General features: G+C 72.2%; 18 protein-coding genes and 5 pseudogenes. 13 read left to right on the top strand and 10 right to left on the bottom strand.

The annotated features are described in order from the left end of the window. Positions 1-288 precede the first annotated feature (288 nt). The gene (gene gndA, locus HUV60_RS01895; RefSeq protein WP_257852677.1) at positions 289-1,728 is read right to left on the bottom strand and encodes an NADP-dependent phosphogluconate dehydrogenase; all 1,440 of its coding nucleotides are present in this window, start codon (positions 1,726-1,728) and stop codon (positions 289-291) included. Between the two features lie 424 nt (positions 1,729-2,152). On the opposite strand from gndA, the gene HUV60_RS01890 reads away from it, so the two are divergent. Next, positions 2,153-3,445, top strand: a complete 1,293-nt coding sequence (locus HUV60_RS01890; RefSeq protein ID WP_257852678.1) for a transglycosylase family protein — start codon at positions 2,153-2,155, stop codon at positions 3,443-3,445. Here HUV60_RS01890 and HUV60_RS01885 read toward each other — a convergent pair. After that, the gene (locus HUV60_RS01885) at positions 3,435-4,652 is read right to left on the bottom strand and encodes a DMT family transporter (RefSeq protein WP_257852679.1); all 1,218 of its coding nucleotides are present in this window, start codon (positions 4,650-4,652) and stop codon (positions 3,435-3,437) included. The genes HUV60_RS01890 and HUV60_RS01885 overlap by 11 nt on opposite strands. Positions 4,653-4,944: 292 nt before the next feature. Between HUV60_RS01885 and glgA the strand changes: the two are divergent. The 5 genes and pseudogenes from glgA to HUV60_RS01860 form a co-directional block, all read left to right on the top strand. Beyond that, positions 4,945-5,723 (top strand): annotated as a pseudogene (glgA, locus tag HUV60_RS01880) (glycogen synthase); the annotation flags it as partial. Between the two features lie 52 nt (positions 5,724-5,775). After that, positions 5,776-6,996: a glucose-1-phosphate adenylyltransferase gene (gene glgC, locus HUV60_RS01875; protein ID WP_257853180.1), complete on the top strand. Its 1,221-nt coding sequence runs from the start codon at positions 5,776-5,778 to the stop codon at positions 6,994-6,996. Between the two features lie 63 nt (positions 6,997-7,059). Further along, a pseudogene (locus HUV60_RS01870) lies at positions 7,060-7,889 on the top strand (glycoside hydrolase family 2 TIM barrel-domain containing protein); the annotation flags it as partial. 315 nt (positions 7,890-8,204) lie between these two features. After that, the gene (locus tag HUV60_RS01865; protein WP_257852682.1) at positions 8,205-9,626 is read left to right on the top strand and encodes a wax ester/triacylglycerol synthase family O-acyltransferase; all 1,422 of its coding nucleotides are present in this window, start codon (positions 8,205-8,207) and stop codon (positions 9,624-9,626) included. Positions 9,627-9,783: 157 nt separating this feature from the next. After that, positions 9,784-11,295, top strand: a complete 1,512-nt coding sequence (locus HUV60_RS01860) for an SDR family NAD(P)-dependent oxidoreductase (protein WP_257852683.1) — start codon at positions 9,784-9,786, stop codon at positions 11,293-11,295. A 26-nt stretch (positions 11,296-11,321) separates the two neighbouring features. Here HUV60_RS01860 and HUV60_RS01855 read toward each other — a convergent pair whose 3' ends face one another. Then, positions 11,322-11,774 (bottom strand): hypothetical protein, encoded by a 453-nt coding sequence (locus HUV60_RS01855; RefSeq protein WP_257852685.1) that lies wholly within the window; start codon positions 11,772-11,774, stop codon positions 11,322-11,324. A gap of 477 nt (positions 11,775-12,251) precedes the next feature. On the opposite strand from HUV60_RS01855, the gene HUV60_RS01850 reads away from it, so the two are divergent. Both HUV60_RS01850 and HUV60_RS01845 read left to right on the top strand, forming a co-directional pair. Further along, complete coding sequence (locus tag HUV60_RS01850) at positions 12,252-12,425, top strand: hypothetical protein (protein ID WP_257852686.1); 174 nt, start codon at positions 12,252-12,254, stop codon at positions 12,423-12,425. A gap of 62 nt (positions 12,426-12,487) precedes the next feature. After that, a complete protein-coding gene (locus HUV60_RS01845) occupies positions 12,488-12,970 on the top strand; it encodes a GNAT family N-acetyltransferase (RefSeq protein WP_257852687.1) in 483 nt (160 codons plus the stop codon). 18 nt (positions 12,971-12,988) lie between these two features. Here HUV60_RS01845 and HUV60_RS33515 read toward each other — a convergent pair whose 3' ends face one another. Further along, positions 12,989-13,369, bottom strand: coding sequence for a VOC family protein (locus tag HUV60_RS33515; protein ID WP_331462038.1), 381 nt, complete (start codon positions 13,367-13,369; stop codon positions 12,989-12,991). A gap of 162 nt (positions 13,370-13,531) precedes the next feature. Continuing rightward, positions 13,532-13,711: pseudogene (locus HUV60_RS33510) on the bottom strand (FadR/GntR family transcriptional regulator); the annotation flags it as partial. A 452-nt stretch (positions 13,712-14,163) separates the two neighbouring features. On the opposite strand from HUV60_RS33510, the pseudogene HUV60_RS01835 reads away from it, so the two are divergent. Together HUV60_RS01835 and HUV60_RS01830 are read left to right on the top strand one after the other, a co-directional pair. Next, positions 14,164-14,277 (top strand): annotated as a pseudogene (locus HUV60_RS01835) (short-chain dehydrogenase); the annotation flags it as partial. 435 nt (positions 14,278-14,712) lie between these two features. Beyond that, positions 14,713-15,561, top strand: coding sequence for an amidohydrolase family protein (locus tag HUV60_RS01830; RefSeq protein WP_257853181.1), 849 nt, complete (start codon positions 14,713-14,715; stop codon positions 15,559-15,561). On the opposite strand, the gene HUV60_RS01825 is transcribed toward HUV60_RS01830, so the two are convergent. Further along, on the bottom strand, positions 15,549-16,985 hold the full coding sequence (locus HUV60_RS01825; protein ID WP_257852691.1) for a lipase maturation factor family protein: 1,437 nt from the start codon (positions 16,983-16,985) through the stop codon (positions 15,549-15,551). The genes HUV60_RS01830 and HUV60_RS01825 overlap by 13 nt on opposite strands. Before the next feature lie 91 nt (positions 16,986-17,076). Between HUV60_RS01825 and HUV60_RS01820 the strand changes: the two genes are divergently transcribed. Continuing rightward, positions 17,077-19,236: a SpoIIE family protein phosphatase gene (locus HUV60_RS01820; RefSeq protein WP_257852692.1), complete on the top strand. Its 2,160-nt coding sequence runs from the start codon at positions 17,077-17,079 to the stop codon at positions 19,234-19,236. Between the two features lie 58 nt (positions 19,237-19,294). Next, positions 19,295-20,241 (top strand): annotated as a pseudogene (locus HUV60_RS33760) (Fpg/Nei family DNA glycosylase). Positions 20,242-20,266: 25 nt separating this feature from the next. Here HUV60_RS33760 and HUV60_RS01810 read toward each other — a convergent pair. The 4 genes from HUV60_RS01810 to HUV60_RS01795 form a co-directional block, all read right to left on the bottom strand. Next, on the bottom strand, positions 20,267-20,920 hold the full coding sequence (locus HUV60_RS01810) for a zf-HC2 domain-containing protein (RefSeq protein WP_257852693.1): 654 nt from the start codon (positions 20,918-20,920) through the stop codon (positions 20,267-20,269). A 151-nt stretch (positions 20,921-21,071) separates the two neighbouring features. After that, positions 21,072-21,587, bottom strand: a complete 516-nt coding sequence (locus tag HUV60_RS01805; RefSeq protein WP_257852694.1) for a hypothetical protein — start codon at positions 21,585-21,587, stop codon at positions 21,072-21,074. A 136-nt stretch (positions 21,588-21,723) separates the two neighbouring features. After that, positions 21,724-22,269, bottom strand: a complete 546-nt coding sequence (locus HUV60_RS01800; protein ID WP_257852696.1) for a sigma-70 family RNA polymerase sigma factor — start codon at positions 22,267-22,269, stop codon at positions 21,724-21,726. Between the two features lie 485 nt (positions 22,270-22,754). Further along, complete coding sequence (locus HUV60_RS01795; RefSeq protein ID WP_257853184.1) at positions 22,755-23,177, bottom strand: MarR family winged helix-turn-helix transcriptional regulator; 423 nt, start codon at positions 23,175-23,177, stop codon at positions 22,755-22,757. A 120-nt stretch (positions 23,178-23,297) separates the two neighbouring features. On the opposite strand from HUV60_RS01795, the gene HUV60_RS01790 reads away from it, so the two are divergent. Then, entirely contained in the window at positions 23,298-24,113 is an 816-nt protein-coding gene (locus HUV60_RS01790) for an alpha/beta fold hydrolase (protein WP_257852697.1), read from the top strand. Positions 24,114-24,123: the final 10 nt, after the last annotated feature.

Raw genomic sequence — 24,123 nt, 5'->3', positions numbered from 1 at the left:
GCATCCGGACCCCGCCCCACCCGGACCCGCACCGGACCCGGTTCCGCCGGGGCCCGCACCGGGCCCGGATCCTCAGCCTCCCCAGCCCCACCCAGATCCGGTCCCGCTCCCGGAGCCGCCCCCCGGCCCGGCACCGGCGCCCCCACCGCCGATGCCGGGCCCGCCCGCTCCCGGCCCGTCCCCCTCGCCGATTCCGCCGGGTCCGGAACCCGTACCGAGCCCGGAGCCGGGCCCGCCGCTCACCTGACGGCCGGCACAGCCCGCGGGCGCCCGCGGGGGAGCCTCCGCTTACGCGGAGACCTCGCTGCGGTCGTCGCCCCACAGGGTGTGGAACGACCCGTCGCGGTCCGTACGCCGGTAGGTGTGCGCGCCGAAGTAGTCCCGCTGCCCCTGGGTGAGCGCGGCCGGCAGGCGCTCCGCCCGCAGCGCGTCGTAGTAGGCGAGGGCCGCGGCGAAACCGGGGGTCGGCACGCCCTGGCGGGTCGCGGCGATCAGCACCTCGCGCCAGTCGTCCTGCGCGTCGGCGATCTCCCGCGCGAACGTCTCGTCCGACAGCAGGCTCGGCAGACCGGCACGGGCGTCGTACGCGGCGCGGATACGGTCCAGGAAGGCCGCGCGGATGATGCACCCGCCGCGCCAGAGCGCGGAGACCGCGCCGAGGTCGATGTCCCAGCCGTACTCCTCACTGCCCGCGGCGATCTCGTGGAAGCCCTGCGTGTACGACACGATCTTCGACGCGTACAGCGCCTGCTCCACCCGGTCCGCGAACGCCGCGGCCTCTGCCTCGCCGAGCGGCGTGGCCGTCGGACCCGCCAGCCCGCGGGAGGCCTCGCGCAGCGCCGCGTGCCCCGACAGCGAACGCGCGAACACGGCCTCCGCGATCCCCGACACCGGCACGCCCAGGTCGAGTGCGATCTGCACGGTCCAGCGCCCCGTGCCTTTCTGTTCCGCCTGGTCGACGACCACGTCGACGAACGGCCTGCCCGTGGCCGCGTCCACGTGGGAGAGCACCTCGGCTGTGATCTCGATCAGGTACGAGTCCAGCCGGCCGGTGTTCCAGGTGCGGAAGATGTCCGCGATCTGTGCCGGCGTGTACCCGGCGATGTCGCGCAGCAACTGGTACGCCTCGCCGATCAGCTGCATGTCGGCGTACTCGATGCCGTTGTGCACCATCTTCACGAAGTGCCCGGCGCCGTCGGGGCCGACATGGGTCACGCAGGGCGCGCCGTCGGCCGCCTTCGCCGAGATCTTCTCCAGCATGGGGCCCAGCGACTCGTACGACTCCTTCGAGCCGCCCGGCATGATGCTCGGCCCGTTCAGTGCGCCCTCCTCGCCGCCGGAGACACCGGTACCGACGAAGTGGATGCCCTGCTCCCGCAGCGCGCGCTCGCGACGCCGGGTGTCGGCGAAGTGGGCGTTGCCGCCGTCGATGATCATGTCACCGGGTTCCAGCAGCGGCGCGAACTCCTCGATCACCGCGTCCGTCGGCTCACCGGCCTTCACCATGACGACCAGCCGCCGCGGACGCTCCAGCGCCGCCACGAGATCCTTCGCCGTCTCGGCCGCCACGAAGCCGCCCTCGTGCCCGAACTCCTCCACCAGGGCGTGCGTACGCGCCGCCGTCCGGTTGTGCACCGCGACGGTGTAGCCGTTGCGGGCGAAGTTACGCGCGAGGTTGCGGCCCATGACCGCGAGGCCCGTGACGCCGATCTGCGCTGAACTGCTCATTGGGTTGGCTCCTAGTGACCTTGGTATCGGTACCGCGGGGCTGTCGGTGCGGCCGGTCGCTGCCCGCCAGTTCCCCCGTCGACCATTCTGACCATCCTGACGTGCCGCTACCGCGTCCGCACACGCGGGTCGTACGACATCCCGCCGCCACATACGGGCGGGAGCCCTCTCCGTACTCATCCGCACCCGTGTACGTACGCTCCGGACCGGTTCGGGCTCGCCCGGGCTCCTCCGGCACACGCGTACGCGCCCGGCGTACGCGCCGCGCCCGGCCGAGAGCATGCCGGGCGACGGCGCCAAGCGGGGCGCAACGGATGAAAGGTACCGGCCACATGGCGCATCCGCGCGGCTGATAGCCCTCTTGTCACGGCCGGTTCGCAACGCTTACTTTGGCCACTTCTGACGCGTTGTCGAGGGGGGCTCCATGGCCGTGCGCGGTCGGCATCGCCGGTACCAGCCGAACAGGATCAACCGGGCCTCGCTCACCGTCACCGCGGGTGGTGCCGGAATGGCGCTTCCCCTTCTGGGGACCGGGGTCGCCGAGGCGGCCGACGTGGACACGTGGGACAAGGTCGCCGCGTGCGAGTCCAGCGACAACTGGGACATCAACACGGGCAACGGCTACTACGGCGGACTCCAGTTCACCCAGTCCACCTGGGAGGCCTTCGGCGGCACCCGGTACGCGCCGCGCGCGGACCTGGCCACCAAGGACCAGCAGATCGCCATCGCCGAGAAGGTCCTGGACGGCCAGGGACCCGGCGCCTGGCCGGTGTGCTCGCAACGGGCCGGACTGACCCGGGGCGGCGACGCCCCCGACATCCGCCCGTCCGCCGGCCGCTCCGGCAGCACCGACGCGAAGAGCGACGCCAAGCCCGACGCGAAGGCCGGCGGCAAGAGCAGCACGGGCACCGCCACCACCGTCGAGGACGTCAAGCCGCAGAACACACCCCAGTCCCGTGCGGGCCGTGCCGAGATGTACACCGTGGTCCACGGCGACACCCTCTCCGGCATCGCGGAGGAGGAGCGGGTCCGCGGCGGCTGGCGCGGGCTGTACGGCGCGAACAGCGCGACCGTCGGCACCGACCCCGACCTGATCCTGCCCGGCCAGCGGCTCACCCTCCCCAGCGGGAAGACCGCACAGGCCCGCCCCGCCCCGAAACCCGCGGACACGGTCGACACGACCAAGAAACCCAGGAGCGAGACGCCGGAGAAGAAGGCCCCCGAAAAGAGGACGGCGGAAAAGAAGGCGCCGGAGAAGAAAGCCCCCGCGCAGCGCACCGAGGAACGGGCGGACCGCGCCACCCAGAAGAGCGGCCCGCACGTGGCCCCGGTCGCCGCACCCCTGGGCACGCCGTACCACCAGGCCGGTTCCTCCTGGTCGAAGGGCTACCACACCGGTGTCGACTTCCCCGTGCCCACCGGCACGTCCGTCAAGTCGGTCGCGCCGGGCGCCGTCGTCAGCGCCGGCTGGGAAGGCTCGTTCGGCTACCAGGTGGTGGTCCGGCACACCGACGGCCGCTACAGTCAGTACGCGCACCTGTCGGCGATCTCGGTGAAAAGCGGCCAGTCGGTCGCCGCGGGCCAGCGCATCGGCCGGTCCGGCTCGACGGGCAACAGCTCCGGCCCGCATCTGCACTTCGAGGTGCGGACGGGGCCCGGTTTCGGATCGGACATCGACCCGGTCGCCTACCTGAGGGCGGGCGGCGTCAGGATGTGACGCGCGTGCGGTGCCGGTCCGGCACGCGTGTCGGGAAGTACGGGCCGCCGTAGAAGGGCGCGTACACGAACACCAGCGGCGACGGCTCAGCGGCCTCGGCCTCCGCCCCGGTGGCCGGGGCGGACCGGGCCGGTACCCGTACACGTACGTCCCGGGCGAGCTCGGAGCGCAGCAGCCGCTCGACGGAACCGGACAGCGAATCGGCGCCGGCCCCCGCGGACCGCCCACCGGCCGCCACTTCGGCCATCGTGACCGCCACCTCCGGAGCAGCACCCGCACCACCCAAAGCCACCGGGACACCCGCAGCGCCCCGAAAAGCCTCCGAGTCGGCCGGCGCCGCCGGGGAGCCCGCCCCGGCGCTCCCCGCCTGCTGCTGCTCGTGTGCCAGCCGCTCCGTCGTCAGCAGGATCAGACCGCCGGCCGCCACCACGCCGCAGCTCAGTGCGAGCGCCGTGCCGGTCGCGCCGTAGCGGAAGGTCTCACCGAACATCGTGAGGCCGACCGCCGCCGCGACCACCGGGTTCACCACCGTCAGCGTGGCCAGCGGAGCCGCGAGTCCCGCGTCCCGGTAGGAGGCCTGGGAGAGCAGCAGGCCGGCCGTGGCCAGCACACCGATCACCGCGAGGGACAACACGTCACCCGCCGAGACGCCGTCGGCCCAGTCCACCGCCACGGTCTTGGTGAAGACGGACGACATGCCGAAGGCGATACCGGAGGCGACGGCGAGCAGGATGCTGCGCACCGCCGGATGCCGCTGCACGGCCCGGGCCGCGACCATCAGGGCGACGACCGAGACGGCCGTGGCCAGTGCCACCGCCACCCGCTGGCCGGTGTCGAGGGACTGCGTGTCCGACGCACCGACCAGGGACAGCAGACCGGCGAGACCGACGGTGGCCATGAGGGCACCGCGCCACGCCGTCGCTCCCGCCCTGCGGCCGACGAACAGCGCCGCCATCGGCAACGCGAACACGATCGTCAGCGCGCCCAGCGGCTGGACCAGGCTCAGCGGGCCGTAGGCGAGCGCCACCACGTGCAGCAGACCGCCGAGGCCGTTCAGCGCGACCGCCGCCCACCAGGCCGGCCGGCGCAGCGGTGCGTACTGCTCACCGGGTGAGGACACCGCGACCTGCTCCTGCACGATCGCTCCGCCCGCGTACGCCACGGCGGAGACAAACGACAGCAGCACGGACAACGCGAGGGCGCTCATCGGCAGCTCCTCTGCGTGAGACCGGGGTGCCGGCCCCGGGGCGGCGAACAGTCTGCTTCCATGAAGAACACGATGCCGTTTCCCGGTGTTCCCGTCGTCGTCCCTGAGCACCCAATGAGTCCTACTGCCGATGGAGTACGAAGCCGTCCCCGTCATCCCCTGGGTGGGCACCCGGGGGGGCGACGGGGACGGACGGAACCCCGGCGATTCCCCTAGGGGGTTTCGTACCGGCATCCTCGCGGTACCCCGGGTGCTGCGGGACACTCCGCAGCACCGCTCCCGTTCCCGGGCTGGTTACGCCCTGTCGGGCTGGGCCGAGCGCGCCGCCGTCGAGGCCGCCGACGCGGTGATCGCCGTCTCCGCGGCCATGCGCGAGGACGTCCTCGGCTGTTACCCGGCCCTCGAGACCCGGCCAGGGTGCACGTCGTGCACAACGGCATCGACACCCGGCTGTACCGGCCCGATCCCGGCACCGACGCGCTGGAGCGGATGGGTCTCGACCGGTCCCGGCCGTACGTCCTGTTCGGCGGCCGCATCACCCGGCAGAAGGGCGTGCCCCAACTCCTGCGGGCGGTGCGCGGCATCGATCCGACCGTGCAGGTCGTGCTCTGCGCGGGCGCCCCCGACACCCCGGAGACCAAGCGGGAGTTCCGTGAGCTGTACGAGGAACTGAGCCGGGCGCGCGCGGGCGTGCACTGGATCCCGCAGATGCTGCCGCGCCCCGAGGTGATCCAACTCCTCACCCATGCCACCGTGCTCGTGTGCCCGTCGGTGTACGAGCCGCTCGGCATCGTCAACCTGGAGGCGATGGCCTGCGGCACTCCCGTGGTCGCCTCGCGGGTCGGCGGCATTCCCGAGGTCGTGGAGGACGGCGTGACCGGGGTGCCCGTCCCCATGGACGACGCCTTCGAGCAGGGCCTCGCGCGGGCTCTGGACTCCGTCATCGGCGACCCGGTGGCTGCCCGGCGGATGGGCGAGGCCGGGCGGGAGCGTGCGGTCGGCGGGTTCGGCTGGGACGCGGTGGCCCGCCGTACCGCCCTGCTCTACGAGGAGATCCGCAAGCAGGCTTAACGGTAGCCGCCCAGGGGCATGGATGGGGAAATTCGGCGTGAGGGGAGCGACCATGCGTCGTGGTGGTCCTTCGGTCCTGGGAATCGTGCTGGCGGGCGGCGAGGGCAAACGCCTGATGCCTCTCACCACCGACCGCGCCAAACCGGCGGTCACCTTCGGCGGCACCTACCGGCTGGTCGACTTCGTCCTGTCCAACCTGGTCAACGGCGACATCCTGCGGATCTGTGTGCTGACCCAGTACAAGTCGCACTCGCTGGACCGGCACATCACCACCACCTGGCGGATGTCCAGCCTGCTGGGCAACTACGTCACCCCCGTCCCCGCCCAGCAGCGGCTCGGCCCGCGCTGGTACCTGGGCAGCGCGGACGCCATCCTCCAGTCGCTGAACCTGGTCCACGACGAGCGGCCGGAGTACGTGGCCGTGTTCGGCGCCGACCACGTCTACCGCATGGACCCGCGCCAGATGCTCACCCAGCACATCGAGAGCGGCGCCGGCGTCACGGTGGCGGGGATCCGGGTGCCGCGCGCCGAGTCCTCCTCCTTCGGCGTGATCACCCCGGGCTCGGACGGCCGGACCGTGGAGCGCTTCCTGGAGAAGCCCACCGATCCTCCGGGCCTCGACGGCGATCCCCAGCGCGTCTTCGCCTCCATGGGCAACTACGTCTTCACCACCAAGGCCCTCGTCGAGGTGCTCCAGCGGGACGCCGAGGACGAGCACTCGGTGCACGACATGGGCGGCTCGATCCTGCCCCGGCTCACCGAGCGGGGCGAGGCCTGTCTCTACGACTTCAGCTCCAACCACGTGCCCGGCGAGACCAGCCGCGACCAGGGCTACTGGCGGGACGTCGGCACACTGGACGCCTACTACGAGGCCCACATGGACCTGATCGCCGAGCGCCCCGCCTTCAACCTCTACAACCGGCAGTGGCCCGTCTACACCCACTCCGGCCAGCTCTCGCCGGCCCGGTTCAACGCCGGCGGCATGGCGAGCGAGTCCATCATCAGCGCCGGCTGCCTGATCCGCGGCCAGGTCACCCGGTCCGTGCTGTCACCGGGTGTGGTGATCGACCAGGAGGCCGTGGTCCAGGGCTCGGTACTGCACGACAACGTGTACATCGGACGGGGTGCGGTGGTGCGTGGTGCCGTCCTGGACAAGAACGTGGAGGTACCGCCCGGCGCGACCATCGGTGTCAACCCGGAGCGGGACGCGAAGCTGTACACGGTGTCCGAGGGCGGAGTGATCGTCCTCGGCAAGGGCCAACTGGTGCCGTAGTGCGCGCGCCCGTCTGAGGGACGGGCGCGGTGGTAGGGGAGGGGCGGGCCCCGGTCGGTGCGACCCGCGCCCACCGACGAAGCCCTCGCGTACGACCTGCGCGTGCACAGGGAGCTCGGGTTCAACTCGGTGCGCAGGCACATCAAGGCCGAGCCGGACCGCTGGTTCTACTGGGCCGACCGGCTGAGTCTGATGGTGTGGCAGGACATGCCCTCCATGAGAGCCGGGGTGAACCCCGACGCCTCGTCCCGCGCCCGCTACGAGCGCGAGATGAAGCAGATGATCGACGAGCACCTCAGCAGCCCGTCCCTCGTCACGTGGGTCACCTTCAACGAGGGCTGGAGCCGCCAGTACGACGTCGGCCGCGTTGCCGAACAGGCCAAGGCCTGGGACCCGTCGCGCCTGGTCAACAACCAGTCGGGACTCAACCTCGGCGCCGACGGCAACGCCGGCGACATCATGGACGAGCACGGCTATCCCCGCCCGGCGCTCCCACCGGGCCCGGACGGACGGCGCGCCCTGGTCACCGGTGAGTACGGCGGCCTCGGTCTCGCGGTGCCCGGTCATGCCTGGGCGGTCCAGCATCGTACGCCGACGCCGACGCCGACGCCGACGCCGACGCCGACGCCGACGCCGACGCCGACCCGGAGACCTGCACCGAGGACTACCTCACCAAGCTCGACGAGGTACGGGCCCTGGTCTGCCGGGGCAGCAACGGCGCCGTGTACACGCAGATCTCGGACGTGGAGGGCGAACTGAACGGCCTGCTCACCTACGACCGACGCGTACTGAAGCCGGACGTCGCCCGGGTGAAGGCCGTCCATGACGCCCTGATCCGGGACGCCTCGCGTACGCAGCCCGAGGGGCGCCCGGCACGGGGTGCCGCGAGGTGAACGGTTCCTCCGGCGGCGCGCGTCCGTCCGGGTGGCGTTCCTCCCCCCGGGTGCCGCTGCGGGTTCACTCCCGGAGTCGCACCGGATGTCGCCCGTATGGCTTTCCGGGAAAGACTCCTGACGCTCCGTCGGGAGACTCCGGCCGTACTGCGGTGACGCCGTCCGCCCTTTGAGCTCTGCCCCTCCCGCCGGGCAGGCGGGAGGGGCAGAGGCGTAATCTGATGTTAACTGTGTGTGGTGAGATCGTACTTGACCGTAATCGGTCACGGACGGTTGACTACTGGTCCCCCCCCGTCGTCGACGCGAGGCAAGCCCGTGAACGCAGACCTGCTCGCTCCTCTCGACCTGGCGTTCTGGAACATCGAGTCCGCCGAGCACCCCATGCACCTCGGGGCCCTCGGGGTCTTCTCGGCCCATTCGCCCGCCGCGGCCGCCCAGGCCGCGGATCTGCTCGCCGCCCGCGCCGCCGCCGTGCCCGGCCTGCGGATGCGTATCCGCGACGTGTGGCGGCCCCTGGCCACGCGCCCCTCCTCCCCGCCGGCCCTGCGCCGCCCGCTCGCCACCGCGCTCGGCGCCACCCTCCGCCGGCCGCTCGGTTCCGCGCTGCGCGGGACGCTCGCCTTCGGCGGCGCCGAACGGGAGACCGACCCCGGCTTCGATCCCCTGAACCACGTCCGGCTGCACGCCCCCGCCGCCGACTTCCAGGCGGCGGCGGGCCGGCTCATGGGACACCCCCTGAAGCGCACCCGGCCGCCCTGGGAGGCCCATGTGCTGCCGGGGGAGGACGGGGTCTCCTTCGCCGTCCTGTTCAAGTTCCACCACGCCCTCGCCGACGGACTGCGAGCCCTCACCCTCGCCGCGGCCCTGATGGACCCGATGGACCTGCCCGCCCCCCGGCCGATCCCCGCAGTGCCTCCGCGCGGACTGCTCCCGGACGTGCGCGAGGTGCCCGGCCTCGTCCGCGGAGCCCTGTCCGACGCGGGCCGGGCCCTGGACATCGGCGCCTGTGTCGCCCGCTCCACGCTCGACGTACGCTCGTCGCCCGCGCTCACCTGTGAACCAAGCGGCACCCGCCGCACCGCCGGGGTGGTCCTCGACCTCGACGACGTGCACCGGATCCGCAAGAGCGTCGGCGGCACCGTCAACGACGTGCTGATCGCCGTCGTCGCCGGTGCCCTGCGCCGCTGGCTCGACGAGCGCGGCGACGGCAGTGAGGGTGTCACCCCGCGTGCCCTCGTCCCCGTCTCCCGACGTCGTCCCCGCACCGCGCATCCCCAGGGCAACCGGCTCTCCGGCTACTTGACGAGGCTTCCGGTCGACGAGGCGCACCCGCTCGCCCGCCTCGCCCTGGTACGCACCGCCATGGACCGCAACAAGGACGCAGGGCCGAACCGGGGTGCCGGCGCCGTCGCCCTGCTCGCCGACCACGTTCCGCCGCTCGGGCACCGACTCGGCGGACCGCTGCTCGGCCAGGCGGCCCGGCTCTGGTTCGACGTCCTGGTCACCAGCGTGCCGCTGCCCGGCTTCGGACTGCGGCTCGGCGGCGACCCGCTCGGCGCCGTCTTCCCCTTCGCGCCGCTGGCGCCCGGACACTCCTTGGCGGTCGCCGTCTCCACCTACCGCGGACACGTCCACTACGGACTGGTCGCCGACGGTGCCGCCGTCCCCGACCTCGACCGGCTGGCCGCCGCGGCGACCGATGAGGTGGAGACGCTCCTCACCGCATGCGACGCCTGACCGGCCGCCGCGGCTCCCACCGCGACCGTCGCCGTCCACCACCCCGACCGCAGGCCGGTACGGGTTTGGCGCTGCGGCCCGTCGCTCCGTAAAATCGCCCGTTCGACAGCGGGCGCGACCGGAGCGCCGCCACGGCAGACCAGGAACGGCAACGGCGATGACGGTGACAGAGGACGGCCCCCGGGCCACGGACACGGTAGCCCACGGGGACACCGTGTCGCGCGAGGACGTGGTGGCGCACGGGCCCGGCATCGACCCGGAGCGGCTGGCCGTGTGCCTCGACGTGCTCGCGGAACTCGACACGATCGACGTCGACCACCCGGACGCGATCACGGTCCGCCGCGCCACCTCGCACATCTACCGCATGGTCAAGCAGCGCCGCCGCCAGGAGCGCCGCGCCGCCAAGACCGCCCACGACAAGGCGGTCACCGAGGCCACCGCCACCGGCTCCACCGAGCGCATCGACGACGAGACGGAAGGCATCCTGCCCTCGTCCCGCACCGAGGAGGGCGCGATCGCGGGGATACTCCAGCGCCCCCGCTCCTGCTACATCTGCAAGCAGCGGTACGTCGAGGTCGACTACTTCTACCACCAGCTCTGCCAGAAGTGCGCCGCGGAGAACCGCAGCCGCCGGGAGGCCCGCGCCGACCTCACCGGCAAGCGCGCGCTGCTCACCGGTGGCCGGGCCAAGATCGGCATGTACATCGCGCTGCGGCTGCTGCGCGACGGCGCCCACACCACCATCACGACCCGCTTCCCGAACGACGCCGTTCGCCGCTTCAAGGCACAGCCCGACAGCGACCAGTGGATCGACCGGCTGAAGATCGTCGGCATCGACCTGCGCGACCCGGCCCAGGTGGTCGCCCTCGCCGACTCGGTGTCCGCCGCCGGTCCGCTGGACATCCTGATCAACAACGCCGCGCAGACCGTACGGCGCTCCCCGCAGGCTTACAGCGAACTGGTCGCCGCCGAGTCCGCGCCGCTGCCCGCCGGTGAGCTGCCCGCCGCCGAGGCGATCGGCGGCTTCGGCTCCGGTGTGGTGGCCGAGCTCCCGGTCGGGGGCTCCGGCGCGCTCACCGCACAGGACGTGACCGGCCTCGCCCTGGTCTCCGGGGCGGCCTCCCTGGAGCGGATCGCGGCGGGCACCGCGATCGACGCCGGCGGTCTGGTCCCGGACCTGCACGACACCAACAGCTGGGTGCAGACGGTCGAGGAGGTCACCCCGGTCGAACTGCTCGAGGTCCAGCTCTGCAACTCGACGGCACCGTTCCTGCTCATCAGCAGACTGCGCCCGGCGATGGCGTCCGCAGCGGCGGAGCGGACGTACATCGTGAACGTCTCCGCCATGGAGGGCGTCTTCGACCGCGGTTACAAGGGCGCGGGTCACCCGCACACCAACATGGCCAAAGCCGCCCTGAACATGCTCACGCGTACCAGCGCCCAGGAGATGTTCGACAACGACCGCATCCTGATGACGGCCGTCGACACCGGCTGGATCACCGACGAGCGGCCCCACCCGGACAAGATCCGCCTCGCGGACGCCGGCTTCCACGCGCCGCTGGACCTGATCGACGGCGCGGCCCGCGTCTACGACCCCATCGTGCGCGGCGAGGCGGGCGAGGACCTGTACGGCGTCTTCCTGAAGGACTACGCGCCCGGCAGGTGGTGACGCTGCCCCCGGCGGCCGGCGGGGAGTCAGTCCACCGCGCCGAGCCGGGAGTTGCGCGCCGCCAGCAGCTCCAGCACCGTGCGCCAGTCCTCCAGGACCCCGGCGTCGAAGCGGGCGGTACGGGCCTCCTCGTCCGCCGTGCACAGGGCGAGGAGGTCGTCCTCCTCACCCTGGAGGCCGTGCCGGGGTTGGCGGCGGACCAGTTCCGCCACCCGCTCGCCGAGCAGCGTGCGCACCGCGTCCGCGGCCCGGTCGGCCCGTGCGGCGGGCTGGCCCGGCCGCAGCAGCCGTCCGACCGGCAGGACCAGGCCCGCTGCCTGAAGTTCCTTGTCGGCGGGGCGCCCCCGGCGCAGCAGCGCGGCGGTGCGCAGGGCATGGTCGTACGCGTCGACCGGGGCCCCGCCGGGAACCGGGACGTCCCGGGCGCCCCGGCAGGCGTACAGCAGGTCCATCAGCTCCTCGACACTGTGCAGCTCCATGCGCCGGTCCTCCTGGAAGACAGCCGTTCTGCCGTGCGGCAGCACACCATGACGAGCTTGCGTGCCGGCCAACAGGACTTGAACTGCGCCATGACCGCAGGGCCTTCCCGGAAACGTGGACACCCCTGTAGTCCGATCGAGTGACCGGTTGCAGCGGTTTCCATAGTGAAATAGCGGTATATGGGGGTGGAATGGGTGCGGTCCGGCAAGAGATCGTTACGTCGAGTTTTCAGCCCCATCGAGCGGGGGTCCGCTCATTTGGCTAATCTGGGGCGGACGGGCAGCAGTAAAGGGTCCTACCCACACCCACCGGTCCGTCATGGGACACGCCGCCTCACAACGGCCTGCTCTCCTACGACCAACCGGCGCCACCGCGTCCGAACGGCTTTCGCATCATGCCCGAGCGGACGTGCGACGCGGGCGCGGCAGGACCGGCGCGGCACGTCCCGAGGGTGACCGACACATAAGGAGTGCGCGGTGACACCGGAGAAGACCAACGGGGAGCAGCCCGTCAAGGAACGCCCCGAGCGAGCTGGCCGCCCGGCCGGGGAGCTCGGCAGCCTCGACGTGTGGGCCAGGTCGGCCCCGATCCGCCTGGCGGGCTACGAGGACGACCTCGCCGAGCCCCATATCCTGCCCAGCGTCGACTGACACCGGCCCCCGCCCGCGCCCCGCACGATCGCCGGGTGCGGGAGCGTGCCAGACTCGCGTCCATGCCGATCAGGAAAGCAGTCGCCGACGACTGGCCGCGCATCTGGCCGTTCTGGCACCGCATCGTCGCCGCGGGCGAGACGTACACCTGGCACCCGGACACCTCCGAGGAGGACGCCCGGGTCCTGTGGATGAGCCCGGCGAAACAGGTGTACGTCGTCGAGGACGACGCCGGAGCGGTCGTCGCCTCCGCCTACCTCACCCCGAACTACGGTGGCCCGGCGGCCCGGATCGCCAACGCCGGCTTCATGGTCGACCCCGGCCACGTCGGCCGGGGACACGGCCGCGCCCTCGCCGGGCATCTGCTGGACGAGGCCCGCGCGGCCGGATACCGGGGCATGGTGTTCAATGCCGTCGTCGAGACCAACCCCGCCGTACGGCTGTGGACCTCTCTCGGCTTCACGGTCCTCGGGACGGTCCCCGAGGCGTACGAGCATCCCCGGCACGGACGGGTCGGTCTGCACGTCATGTACCGGGCGCTGTGAGCTGGCCGGCGGCCTCGCTCAGGGACGGACGTAGGGCCGGGTCATGATCTCCAGGTTGTGGCCGTCCGGATCGTCGAAGTAGGCGCCGCGACCGCCGAAGAGGCGGTTGACCCTGCCGGGTTCGGTGTGGTTCGGGTCGGCGTAGTAGGTGACCCCGACCGCCTCCAGGCGGGCGATCGCCGTGTCGAACCGGTCCTCGGGAACGAGGAACGCGTAGTGCTGGGACTGGACGGGCTCGTCGCGCTGCTCGTAGTAGTCGAGGGTCACGCCGGTGCCCAGGTCGACGGGCAGGAACGGGCCGAAGGGGGCGCCGACCTCCAGCCCCAGGATCACGGCGAGGAACTCCTCCGGGACGTCGGTGGAGTTCCTCGCGGCCGGGTGTCTGGCGACCTCGGCCAGCTGGTCCGGCGTGATCCGCGCGGTGGCCAGCGCGGTCGCCGTCGACTCCAGCGCCCGGCGCCCCTGGAGGAGTTCGACCAGACGCGGTCCCCGGGACAGGTCGGCCACGACCCCGAAGATCTCCAGCAGGCCGCCGGCCTCCAGCCGCCTCACGTAGATGCCCGAGCCGTGCCGGGCCTCGAGCACGCCCAGCACGGTGAGTGCGCGGATGGCCTCCCGCATCGAACTGCGGGAGATGCCCAGCCGGACGGCGAGATCCCGCTCGGTGGGCAGCCGCTCGCCCGGCTGCAGCCGCCCCTCGCGGATCATCTCCTTGATCCGCTCGATGGCACGCTGCGTCACGGTGCCCTTCCGCGGGGCCGAGCCGGTGCCCGTGTCCCCGGTCGAGGTCTCTCGTCCACGCCGCTCCCCCCCCCGTCGCCGGTGCGCGCAGTCCAGCCCCGTCCACCGCAGGTCACCCGTTCGGGAAGATCAACTGATCACAGCTGGTCAGCCACCGATCAGCGCAGCGGTCCGCGGTGCAGAACCCGCCGAAGCACGATCACTTCAGGACCGTGATCCAGCCCGGAGGCTGTGCAAAGGAGTGACCCGCGGAGGACGGACCCAGCCATCACAGTGGTCCGACCACTGAAGGTCCAGGGTGCGTCAGTCGCGGCTCAGGGATGTTGTATCCCGCAAGTGGTCTGACAAATATGTGCCAGGAGCGACCGCGTGCCGCTTCTGCCCTACACCGAAAGGCCCTTCGTGCCTCCGACTCCCGCCCGTGTCACCGCCGTCGACACGTGCGACGTCCGGTTCCCGCCGCCATCGCCCACCTGGCGAGCCCGCTGTCCAGTGCCACCACCGGCACCGCCCTCGCGGTCGACGGCGGCATGCAGGGCCTGCGGCTGCGCCCGGCAGCCCGGTGAACCGGCTCGGCCGCAGTGGCGCCGAAGGCCACCTCCCTGGCCTTCGGCGCCGCCCCCGGCTGTCGCGAGCGTCCTAGCCCCATCCTCCGCAGGTCACCCGTTCGGGGAGATCAACTGATCACAGCTGGTCGGCCACCGATCAGCGCAGCGGTCTGCGTTGCAGAACCCGCCGAAGCACGATCGCTTCAGGACCGTGATCAAGCCCGGAGGCTGTGCAAAGGAGTGACCCGCGGAGGACGGACCTAGCCGGGGCCCGCTCGGCGGCCGAAGTCCACGACTGCGCGGACCAGTTCACCGCCCCCGTACCCGCCGCCCTGTGGCAGGAGCCGCGCACCACCGGCCTTCTGCCGCCGAGGCCCCTGTTCCGGCCGAGGAGTGGGTGGGGCAGTCGCCGGGGGAGCTGCCGTGACTCCTGCCCGTATGCTCCCTGACGCGGTGACCGTCGACGCGCACCACCACGTCTGGGAACCGTCCGTCCGCAGCCAGGACTGGATCACCGGCCCCCGGCTTCAGTCCCTGCGACGGGAGTTCACGATGGACGACCTGCTTCCCGAGGCCCGCGCGGCCGGGGGCTGCCGTACCGTCCTGGTCCAGACCGTCACCATCTCCGAGGAGACCCCGGAGCTGCTGGCTCTGGCCGCCGCGCACGACCTGATCGCCGGGGTCGCCGGCTGCTGGACCGACCTCACCCGCCCCGGCCTCGCCGACGAGCTGGCCCGGCTGCGTGAACAGCCCGGCGGACAGTTCCTGAAAGGCGTCAGACACCAGGTCCAGGGCGAGCCCGATCCCGCCTGGCTGCTGCGGACCGACGTACAGCGCTCCCTCGCCGCCGTCGCCGACGCGGGACTGGTTTACGACCTGGCCGTCCAGCCCCACCAGCTTCCCGCCTGCATACGCGCGGCGGCGTCACTGCCCCGGCTCACCTTCGTCCTCGACCACGCCGGCAAACCGCCCGTCGCCTCGGGCCGGCTCGAATCCTGGGCCCGTGACGTCCGCGCCCTGGCCGCGCTGCCGAACACGGTCTGCGAACCTCCGGCCTCCGGCCTGGTCACCGAGGCCGCCCCGGCCATCTGGAGCGTCGACGACCTGCGCCCGTACACCGATGTCGTCCTGGACGCCTTCGGCCCCGGACGGCTGATGTTCGGCTCGGACTGGCCGGTGTGCACCCTCGCCGCGTCCTACGGCGACGTCCTGGCCGCTGCCCGGGCACTGACAGCCGGCCCCGACGCCACCGGACGGGGGGAGGTCTTCGGAGCCACCGCCACCCGCGTCTACGGCCTGTGACCCGCCCCCGCCAGCCGGGTCGGCGGCAAGTACTCGCGCACGTACGTCCGCTCCCAGCACGCGCCCGTCTCCCGCAGCTCGCGCCAGGTCGTGTACCGGTAGCGGAACAGCCGGGCACGGACGTACCGGGGCGGCGCGCCCGGCGGGAACGGAGAGTCGCGCAGCAGCCGCAGCGTGTCGCGGTCCCCCTCCAGCAGCCGCTCCACCAGCGCGCCGAACCACGGCCCGGCGTAGGACGGCGACAGCGCGGCGAACCACATCATCCAGCCGAGCCGCGTATGGTACGGCGCGAACTGACGCGGCCAGCGCCGGGGATCGCCCGGCTTGCCCCGGAACTCGTACGCCCGCCAGTGCGAGTCCTTCCGGGGCCTGTCGCCCGCGGTGCCCTCGATCACCACCTCGTACCGGACCCGGCTGACACTGCCGAACGCCCCGTAGCTGTTGACCAGGTGGAGCGGGTCGAAGGACCGGTTCATCACCTGGCGGCGGGAGAGCATGTTGCGCACGGGGCGGTAGCCGAGGGCGAGCAGCAGCGCGGACACCACAAGGACGACGACTGCGTACCACAGCGGGGCGCCGGCCGTGTCCGGCGGGCCGGCGGGGAACGCCGGCACGGGGAACGCGACCGCCGACAGGGCCAGCACGATCGTGATCCAGTTCAGCCAGGAGAAGTTGCCCGACAGCACCAGCCACAGCTGCGTGAGAACCATCAGCGCGGCGGCGGCCGTGGCGACCGGCTGCGGAGTGAACAGCAGGAACGGCACGACCAGCTGGGTGACATGGTTCGCGGCCACCTCGACCCGGTGCAGCGGCTTCGGCAGATGGTGGAAGAACCAGCTCAGCGGCCCCGGCATCGGCTGGGTCTCGTGGTGATGGTCCAAGCAGGTGAGCTTGCGCCAGCAGGCGTCGCCGCGCATCTTGATCAGACCCGCGCCGAACTCGACCCGGAACAGCACCCAACGCAGCAGGAACAGTACGACCACCGGCGGCGCCACCTCGTCGTTGCCGAGGAACACGGCGAGGAAGCCGACCTCGAGCAGCAGCGATTCCCAGCCGAAGGCGTACCAGGTCTGCCCGACGTTGACGATCGACAGGTACAACGCCCACGGCACCAGCCACAGCAGCATCCCGGCCCACAGCGGAAGCCAGGAGTCCGCCCCCGCGAGCAACGCCGCCGACACCGCGCAGCCCGTCCATGCGCACCCCGCGAAGAACCGGTCCGAGTAGTGCACCTGGAACAGACTGGGCGCCCGCGCGAACGGGGTCCGCTCCACGAACCGGGGCACCGGCAGCATCCCGCGCTCGCCGACCAGCGCACGGAACTGCAGCACCGCCGTCAGGAAGGCGACCAGGTACAGCCCGGCCAGCGCCCGCTGGAAGACCAGCCGGCTCAGCCAGTAGTCGGATGCGGTGAACCAGTCCACGGCGGTGCGCTCCCTTCCCGCTCATTGTCCGCCCCGTGGGCTCCGGGGCGCCCCGGTCGAAGAATCGGATGAATCCTGACAAGGTGGGTCCATGGCTGATCGGGGAGCGAGCGCCCTGTCACTCCCGGACGACTGGCCGGACCACCCGGATCCGATCCTGGCGCTCAACCGCATGGGCAGGTTCGACTGGGACCTGGACACCCGGGTGATGCTGATGGACGCCCAGGCGCGCGACATCTTCGACCTGCGCCCCGACGAATCCGGGGCTCCCGACGTACTGGCGACCCGGATCCCGCCCGCCGAAACGGTGCGCCTGGACATTGCCGTCTCGCAGGCCCTGAAGGACGGAAGCGAGAACTACGGCGTCTACTTCCGGGTCCGCCGCCGCGACGGCACCCTGCGCCGGACCCACGTCCGTGGCTACATCAGCCGGGACGCGGCCGGACTGCCCCGCCACATCCTCGGCATCGTCCGGGACGCCACGGAGGAACTCGGAGACAGCGAGGCCGGAGGGGGACAGACCTCCCAGGAGGACGCCCTGCGCCAGCAGACCAACATCGTCCAGCTCACCACGGCCGCCCTCGCGCACGCACGCACCGTGCAGGACGTCATCGACGTCGCCAAGGACACCCACGGCCTCACCCTTCTGGGCGCTACCAGCCTCGTCATGGGTCTGGTCGAGGCCGGCCGGATCCGGCTGGTCGCCGAGGGGCCCGTCGGCAGCTTCGTCCCGGGCACCCGCATCACCCGGATCGACGAGCAGTACCCGATGAGCGAGGCCGTACGGACCCTGAGCCCGCGCTTCATCGAGTCGCCGGAGGAATTCGCCGAACACTACCCGGTGCTGTGGCCGCACCTCGCCGACCTGCACATCACCTCGGCGGCCTACCTGCCCCTCATCGTCCAGACCCGTCCCATCGGCGCCATGGGCCTGCTCTACAGCGACCGGCGCGGCTTCACTCCCGAGGAGCGCAACATCCTCGTCGCCCTGTGCAGCAGCATCGCCCAGAGCATGCAGCGGGCCATGTTCTACGAGCAGGAGACGGACCTCGCGCAGGGACTCCAGCAGGCCATGCTGCCCCGCACCATCCCCAGCGTGCCCGGCGCCGACATCGCCGTCCGCTACCGCGCGGCCAGCATCGGCGGTGGCCTCGGCCGGGACATCGGCGGGGACTGGTACGACCTGATCCCGCTGCCCGGGGGCCGGGTCGGTGCCGTGATCGGCGACGTCCAGGGCCACGACACCCATGCCGCCGCCGTCATGGGCCAGCTGCGTATCGTGCTCCGGGCCTATGCCGCCGAAGGGCATCCGCCGGCCACCGTGATGGCCCGTGCCTCCGTCTTCCTGCACGAACTCGACACCGACCGCTCCGCGACCTGCCTGTACGCCGAGGCCGACCTGTCCACCGGCGTCCTCCAGATGGTCCGGGCGGGCCACATCGACCCGCTCGTCCGGCGCGCCGACGGCGTCTGCCACCGCGTCAACGTGCCGGGCGGGCTGCCGCTCGGCCTGTCCGCCGAGTTCGACCGGCTGGAGTACCCGGTCGGGACGATGGAACTGGACCCCGGCAACGTGCTGCTGCTGTGCACCGACGGTCTGGTCGAGCAGCCCGGTGCCGACCTCGACGACGGCATCGAGACCCTCTCCGCGCTCGTCACCACCGGCCCCGACGACGTACGCGAGTTGGCCGACCGGCTCATCGACGTGGCCGAGGAGCGCGACGTGGACGACGACGTGGCCCTGCTCCTGCTGCGCCGCCGCCCGCCGGACAGCCCGCGCGCGGGAGGCCGGGTGCAGCAGCACGTGGCCCCCGGCGACCCCGAGGCCCTCGTCGAGGCCCGGCGCATGGTCCGCGCCGGGGTCGGTGCCTGGGGCACCGGGAACCGCGCCGACGAGATCGAACTGGTCGCCGACGAGCTGATCACCAACGCCCTGATGCACACCGAGGGGTCCGCCGTCGTCACCCTCCGAGTGCTCACCGGCGGCGAGCGGCGGCTGCGCGTCGAGGTCGCCGACTCCTCCAGCGCCCTGCCCCGACGCCGTGAGGCGGGGGAGTCGGGCATCTCGGGGCGCGGCCTGCTCCTGGTCGAGATACTCGCGGACGACTGGGGTGTGGAGGCACGCGGTGGAGGCAAATGCGTGTGGTGCGAGTTCTCGGTGACCAAGGCCTCCGACCACGACCACGACCACGACCACGACCCCGGTGGCGGTGCCCGTGCCGCCGACGGCACGGGGCGCGGCTCCCGCTGACCGGCCCGGTCCGGGGTGGCCCTCCGGGCGTGTACCGGAACTTCCCGAGGCCGAGGCGCTGCGGGCGTCCCCCGCCGAGCTGCTGGTGGGCCACGAGATTTTTCGCGCCCCGCCCGTGGTGACCGGCGCCCCGAAGACCTACGACCCGCCGCTCACTGCCGTCGAGTGCCACGAGGGCACCGCCGTGCACCGGCACGGCAAGTTCCTCGCCCCGGTGACGGAGGGTGGCCCCCACCTCGTCACCCGTCCGGCCCACGCGGGCCGGCTGCGCCGGAAGGACCCGCTGCCCGGCGGACTGCCGCGCCCCGGCGAGGAGCCGCTCGCGCCGGGAAGGCGTCCCGCCAGGTGGTGTAGGGGATCAGGACCTCGGAATCCACAGGCCGGGGACGGCGGTCCCGCCGGCTCGGGTGTTCAACCCGCCCCAACGGGACACTTCTCGGGCTGCCGCCTCCACGAAGACCGCCACGGGCCTCGTACCGGAACGCGAGCGCTTGGTCCCCCGCACCACGCCGTGGGACACACCGCACGCTGCGCGTGGCGCCGGAGGCCGGGGCGGACCTCGACCTGGCGGAGGCCGGCACGCACAAGCGTCTCGCGGTGTACGGCGTGGCGGACCCGGGGCAGGTCCCGGGCATCGGGAACGCCTGCAGCGGCGAGATCCTGCACGCGGCGAGGCCGCCCCCGTCCGGACTGGCCGCGTTCTTCAACCCCGCAGGAGATCACCCGGCTCCACCGGGCGCTGCGGACCACCCTCACCGAAGCGCTCGGGCGTGCGCACGGGCTCAGCGCCGGGCGGCCGAAGGCTGGGAGGAAGAGCGGACCGCGGGCCCACGACCGCACCGGCGAGGCGTGCCCGGTGTGCGGCGACACCGTCCGAGAGGCCGCGTGCAGCGACTCCTCGCTGCAGTACTGCCCCACCAGCCGGACCGGGGAAGACCCCTGGCGGACCGCAGACTCTCCCGACTGCTGAGACGACCCCGCGTCCGGCCCGTGCCGGGCCGGTGACCGCGGAGTTTCAGGGACCCTTATGTCACCCGGGCTTCAGGGTCACCAGGTGCTCGCCCTCGGCGGAGCGCAGCTCGTAGCGGTCGACCTGCCCGGCGTGCAGGGTGGAGCCGCCCGTCATGGTGTTGGGGCGGGCGTCGTGGCGGGGCACGCTCCAGCTGGTCACGGTTTCCTCGGAGCCGTCCTGCCCGACCACCACCAGCCGGCAGACACGGGGCCCCGCGCCGTCCTTGACCTTCAGCTGCAGCCGGCTGCCCCAGTCCTCGTCCGCCGTCGTGATCTCCGCCCACACCCCGGACCGCTCATCGGTCGCCGCGATGCTCGCCGGCTCCTGCCCGCCGTCCGACGACAGCACGGCGAGCGCCGGGGCGGTGGTCGCGAGCACCGCCGAGGCCGCCAGCGCGAACAGCAGCCGACGGCGCACCGCCCGGTTCCGGATCGCCACCTCGGACAGCAGCCGGTCCAGCATCCTCGGGCCCGGCTTGGGCATCGGGTGGGTCAGCGGTGGGGTGGAGCGCCGGTACAGCATCAACTGCCGTGTCGTCGCACCGAATTCGGTCACCTGTGCAGCGCAGCTGGGGCACTCCATGAGGTGGTCCTCGAAGCGGAAGGCCTCCGCCTCGTCCAGCACGCCGAGCACGTACGCGCCGACGTCGCGATGCCTTTCCAGGGACCTCATGCCGAATCCTCGTGCCGTTGGGTGTGGGTGGGGTTACTCCTTGCTCCCACCGGTACGCACCAGGCAGTCGATTCACTCAAGCCGCATGCCGAATCGTAACCAAATGATTCGGAGCCCTCCGGCCCGCGGATTGGTCCGATTCACCGGAAGACTAAAAAAGGTGGATGGCGAGGTGCCCGAGCGGCAGCCCGAGCTGCCACGCGGGCGTCCACACCTTCGGCCCCTCGTCCTCCCCGGCCCCCGCGACGCCGCCCGGCACCGCGTTCAGATCGGGTGCCAGCAGCTCCGTCTCCCGCAGCCACCGCCAGGCCGACCGGGCGAGTTCCAGGTCGGGATCCGCCGAGGCCAGGCCAGCGGCGTCCGCGGTCAGCTCCGCCAGGCGTTCCCCCACCCACTCCTGCCACGGCTGGTCGTACGCGGTCAGCGACAGCCAGGTCTCCAGCTGGGTGATCACCCGGATGCCGGAGAGCTCGCCGTCGGTGTCGGACAGGAAGACGGTCAGTGCCAGCGCCTCCCGGCCGGCCCGGAACTCGAAGGACGTCGTCGGCATCAGATCGCCGCTGCGCAGCAGCTCGTCGGCGATGTACTCGGCGTACAACCAGGCCATGGGGACGGTCAGTTCGCCGTCGCCCGTGCAGTCGGTGCTCTCTTGACCTCTGTGCGGCATCCCTTGCAGCCTTCCTCCGGTACGTGCGCGTCGCCCGAACCCGGGCCCCCGGTCCGCAGCACGCATGAGGACAGCCGATTACCCAACAGGGGTCCTCTGCAAGGTGCTTTACGGAGGTTTGACCTGGCTGTCGGTTTCACCGCAGGTCGGCGGCGTATCCCGGGAGCATCCGGCGCAGGGCGCGCAGCGCGTAGTACGCGCGGGACTTCACGGTACCGGGTGGTATGCCCAGTGCCGCTGCGGCCTCCGCGACACTCGCCCCCTGGAAGTACACGAGCACCAGGACCTCACGGTGCTCCGGCGTGAGAGTCTTCACAGCCTGGCGGACATCGAGCGCCGCCGCGGCCCGTTCGGCGTGGTCGGAGGTCACCCGTGCGTTCTCCAGCACCGCGTCGCCGACCTCGGGCGGCCGGGCCTGCCGGGCCCGCCGCGCGTCGATGGCGAGCCGCCGGCCCACGGTCATCAGCCAGGGCCGTACGGACTCGAAGCCGGCGGCGCGCAGTGCCTCGGGATGCTGCCAGGCGCGTACCAGCGTCTCCTGGACGAGATCCTCGGCGCGCTGCCGGTCCCCGTCGCAGAGCCGGAGCAGCAGTGCGAAGAGAGGCCGGCCGTGCTCGCGTTGCAGGGCTGCGAGTTCGTGCTCGGCGGTTGTCCCGTTCATGAGTGTCATTCCGGCCGTCATGGCGGTATGGCAACGTACGGCGCCCGCCGGGGACAGAGAGCGCACCGCGGCGTGCGGCGGACGGTCGATCGCGTCGACGAACGGTTCGACGAACGGTCCTGGCAGCCGTTCGCGCGCCGGACGGCCTGAAGACGGTCCAGGGAACGTGCCGGAGCGGCGAGGCCGAGGCCGCCCGTCCCGCCCGCGCCCACGGCACCAACGGTCTCCCGCTCCCGCCCGACGTGCCCTGGGCCGTGGGCCTGACCGACGAGACCCGGGGCCTCGCCGAGGTACGGGCGGTCCGGGAGGCGGGCGCCGCCGTGGCTGCCGCCTCCCCGCGCCGGGGCACCGAGTGGCAGGAGACCCCCGACGGACAGCGGTTCGTTTCCGCCCGCTCCCTCACCGCTGCTCCGTCGGCGACCGCGTCCGGAACGTGGTGCCGAGCCGAGGCGCGGCCATGCGCTGCCCGGTCATGGGGGAGCGGCCCGCACCGGTCAGGGCGGCGATCAGTTCACGTCCACGGTGTCGAACAGCGTCAGCATCTGCGCGAGGACGCGTACACAGGTGCGCAGGTCGGTGTCCGTGAGGTCCCCGCCGACCTCCCGCAGTACGGCGTGCTCACGGGCGACGACGGCGGCGATCGCCGCCCGGCCCTCGTCGGTGAGCCGGATCAGCGACGACCGCTGGTGGGCGGGGTTGGGAGTGGTCTCCACCAGGCCCCGCGCGGCGGCGTCGTTGACCATACGCTGCACGAACTGGCGGCTGATCGCCTGCGCGCGGCCCATCTGGGGCACGGTCATCGGGCCGTGCTTGTGCAGCAGGTCGAGCACGGCGCGCACCCCGACGGACAGACCCTCGACTGCCTCACCCTGCTCGACCTTGCGCTGCACCCGGCGGTACAGCGGGCCGAGCAGATCGAACACCTCCATCAGGCGCGGGCCGAGTTCGTCGGACGGAAGGGGCTTGTCGGTGTCGTTCCCGGTGTCGTTCACCCACTCATCATGACACCTGGGTTGCCAAAGCTTGTCGAATGTGACACCTTGGTTGTCATGAATACGGTTGCGGGACTCCGGTACTTCACCTCCTCCGACGGTGACCTCGCCTACCACGACAGCGGTGCGGGAGACCTGGTCGTCCTCCTCCATTCCGGCTTTGTCGACCACCGGCTCTTCGAGCGCCAGATCCCGGCCCTCGCCGCCCACCACCGGGTGATCGCGCCCGACGTACGCGGCCACGGCTCCTCCGCCAACGCCACGGAACCCTTCCGCTGGGCGGACGACCTCGCCGCCCTGCTGCGCCACCTCGACGCGGGGCCGGCAGTCCTGGTCGGGGTGTCGATGGGCGGCGCCATCGCGACCGACACCGTCCTCGAACATCCGGATCTGGCACGCGCGGTCGTTGTCTGCGGTGCGGCCACCAGTGAGTTCGAGTACACCGATCCATGGACCCGCCGGATCCTGGCCGAGTTCACGCGCACGCTGGGCACCGGTGACATCGAGGGCTGGCTGAACGCCTTCGTGCGGGGCGCGGCGGGGGAGCACCGCGGCACCGACGCCGTCGACCCGGACATCCTGCGCCGGCTGCGGGAGATGGCGCTGCACACGCTCTCCAAGCACACTCCGGACGAGAAGGACCGGCGTGTCCCCGTCACCGGCACCTGGGACCGTGTGCCGACGATCGATGTGCCGGTGCTCGCGGTCAACGGCTCACTCGAGCCCGTCGACCTGACCGCGGCGGCCGAGCGTCTCGTCCGCGGTGTACGCGACGGCCGCTCCGCCACCATCGAGGGGGCGGGACACTACGCGTGCATGGAAAGGCCCGAGCTCTTCAACGAGATCCTCCTCGGCTTTCTGCGCACCCTCTGATACCGCCCGC

It is taken from the genome of Streptomyces sp. KMM 9044 (assembly GCF_024701375.2).
In the GTDB taxonomy this organism is placed as follows: domain Bacteria; phylum Actinomycetota; class Actinomycetes; order Streptomycetales; family Streptomycetaceae; genus Streptomyces.
The sequence above is the reverse complement of the archived record's forward strand: the minus strand, read 5'-3'. Positions and strand labels throughout refer to the sequence as shown.

Coding starts and splice junctions, on each gene's coding strand:
- gndA (WP_257852677.1), bottom strand. CDS start 1,728: ATGAGCAGTTCAGCGCAGATCGGCGTCACGGGCCTCGCGGTCATGGGC.
- HUV60_RS01890 (WP_257852678.1), top strand. CDS start 2,153: ATGGCCGTGCGCGGTCGGCATCGCCGGTACCAGCCGAACAGGATCAAC.
- HUV60_RS01885 (WP_257852679.1), bottom strand. CDS start 4,652: ATGAGCGCCCTCGCGTTGTCCGTGCTGCTGTCGTTTGTCTCCGCCGTG.
- glgC (WP_257853180.1), top strand. CDS start 5,776: ATGCGTCGTGGTGGTCCTTCGGTCCTGGGAATCGTGCTGGCGGGCGGC.
- HUV60_RS01860 (WP_257852683.1), top strand. CDS start 9,784: ATGACGGTGACAGAGGACGGCCCCCGGGCCACGGACACGGTAGCCCAC.
- HUV60_RS01855 (WP_257852685.1), bottom strand. CDS start 11,774: ATGGAGCTGCACAGTGTCGAGGAGCTGATGGACCTGCTGTACGCCTGC.
- HUV60_RS01845 (WP_257852687.1), top strand. CDS start 12,488: ATGCCGATCAGGAAAGCAGTCGCCGACGACTGGCCGCGCATCTGGCCG.
- HUV60_RS01820 (WP_257852692.1), top strand. CDS start 17,077: ATGGCTGATCGGGGAGCGAGCGCCCTGTCACTCCCGGACGACTGGCCG.
- HUV60_RS01810 (WP_257852693.1), bottom strand. CDS start 20,920: ATGAGGTCCCTGGAAAGGCATCGCGACGTCGGCGCGTACGTGCTCGGC.
- HUV60_RS01805 (WP_257852694.1), bottom strand. CDS start 21,587: ATGCCGCACAGAGGTCAAGAGAGCACCGACTGCACGGGCGACGGCGAA.
- HUV60_RS01800 (WP_257852696.1), bottom strand. CDS start 22,269: ATGACGGCCGGAATGACACTCATGAACGGGACAACCGCCGAGCACGAA.
- HUV60_RS01795 (WP_257853184.1), bottom strand. CDS start 23,177: ATGGAGGTGTTCGATCTGCTCGGCCCGCTGTACCGCCGGGTGCAGCGC.
- HUV60_RS01790 (WP_257852697.1), top strand. CDS start 23,298: ATGAATACGGTTGCGGGACTCCGGTACTTCACCTCCTCCGACGGTGAC.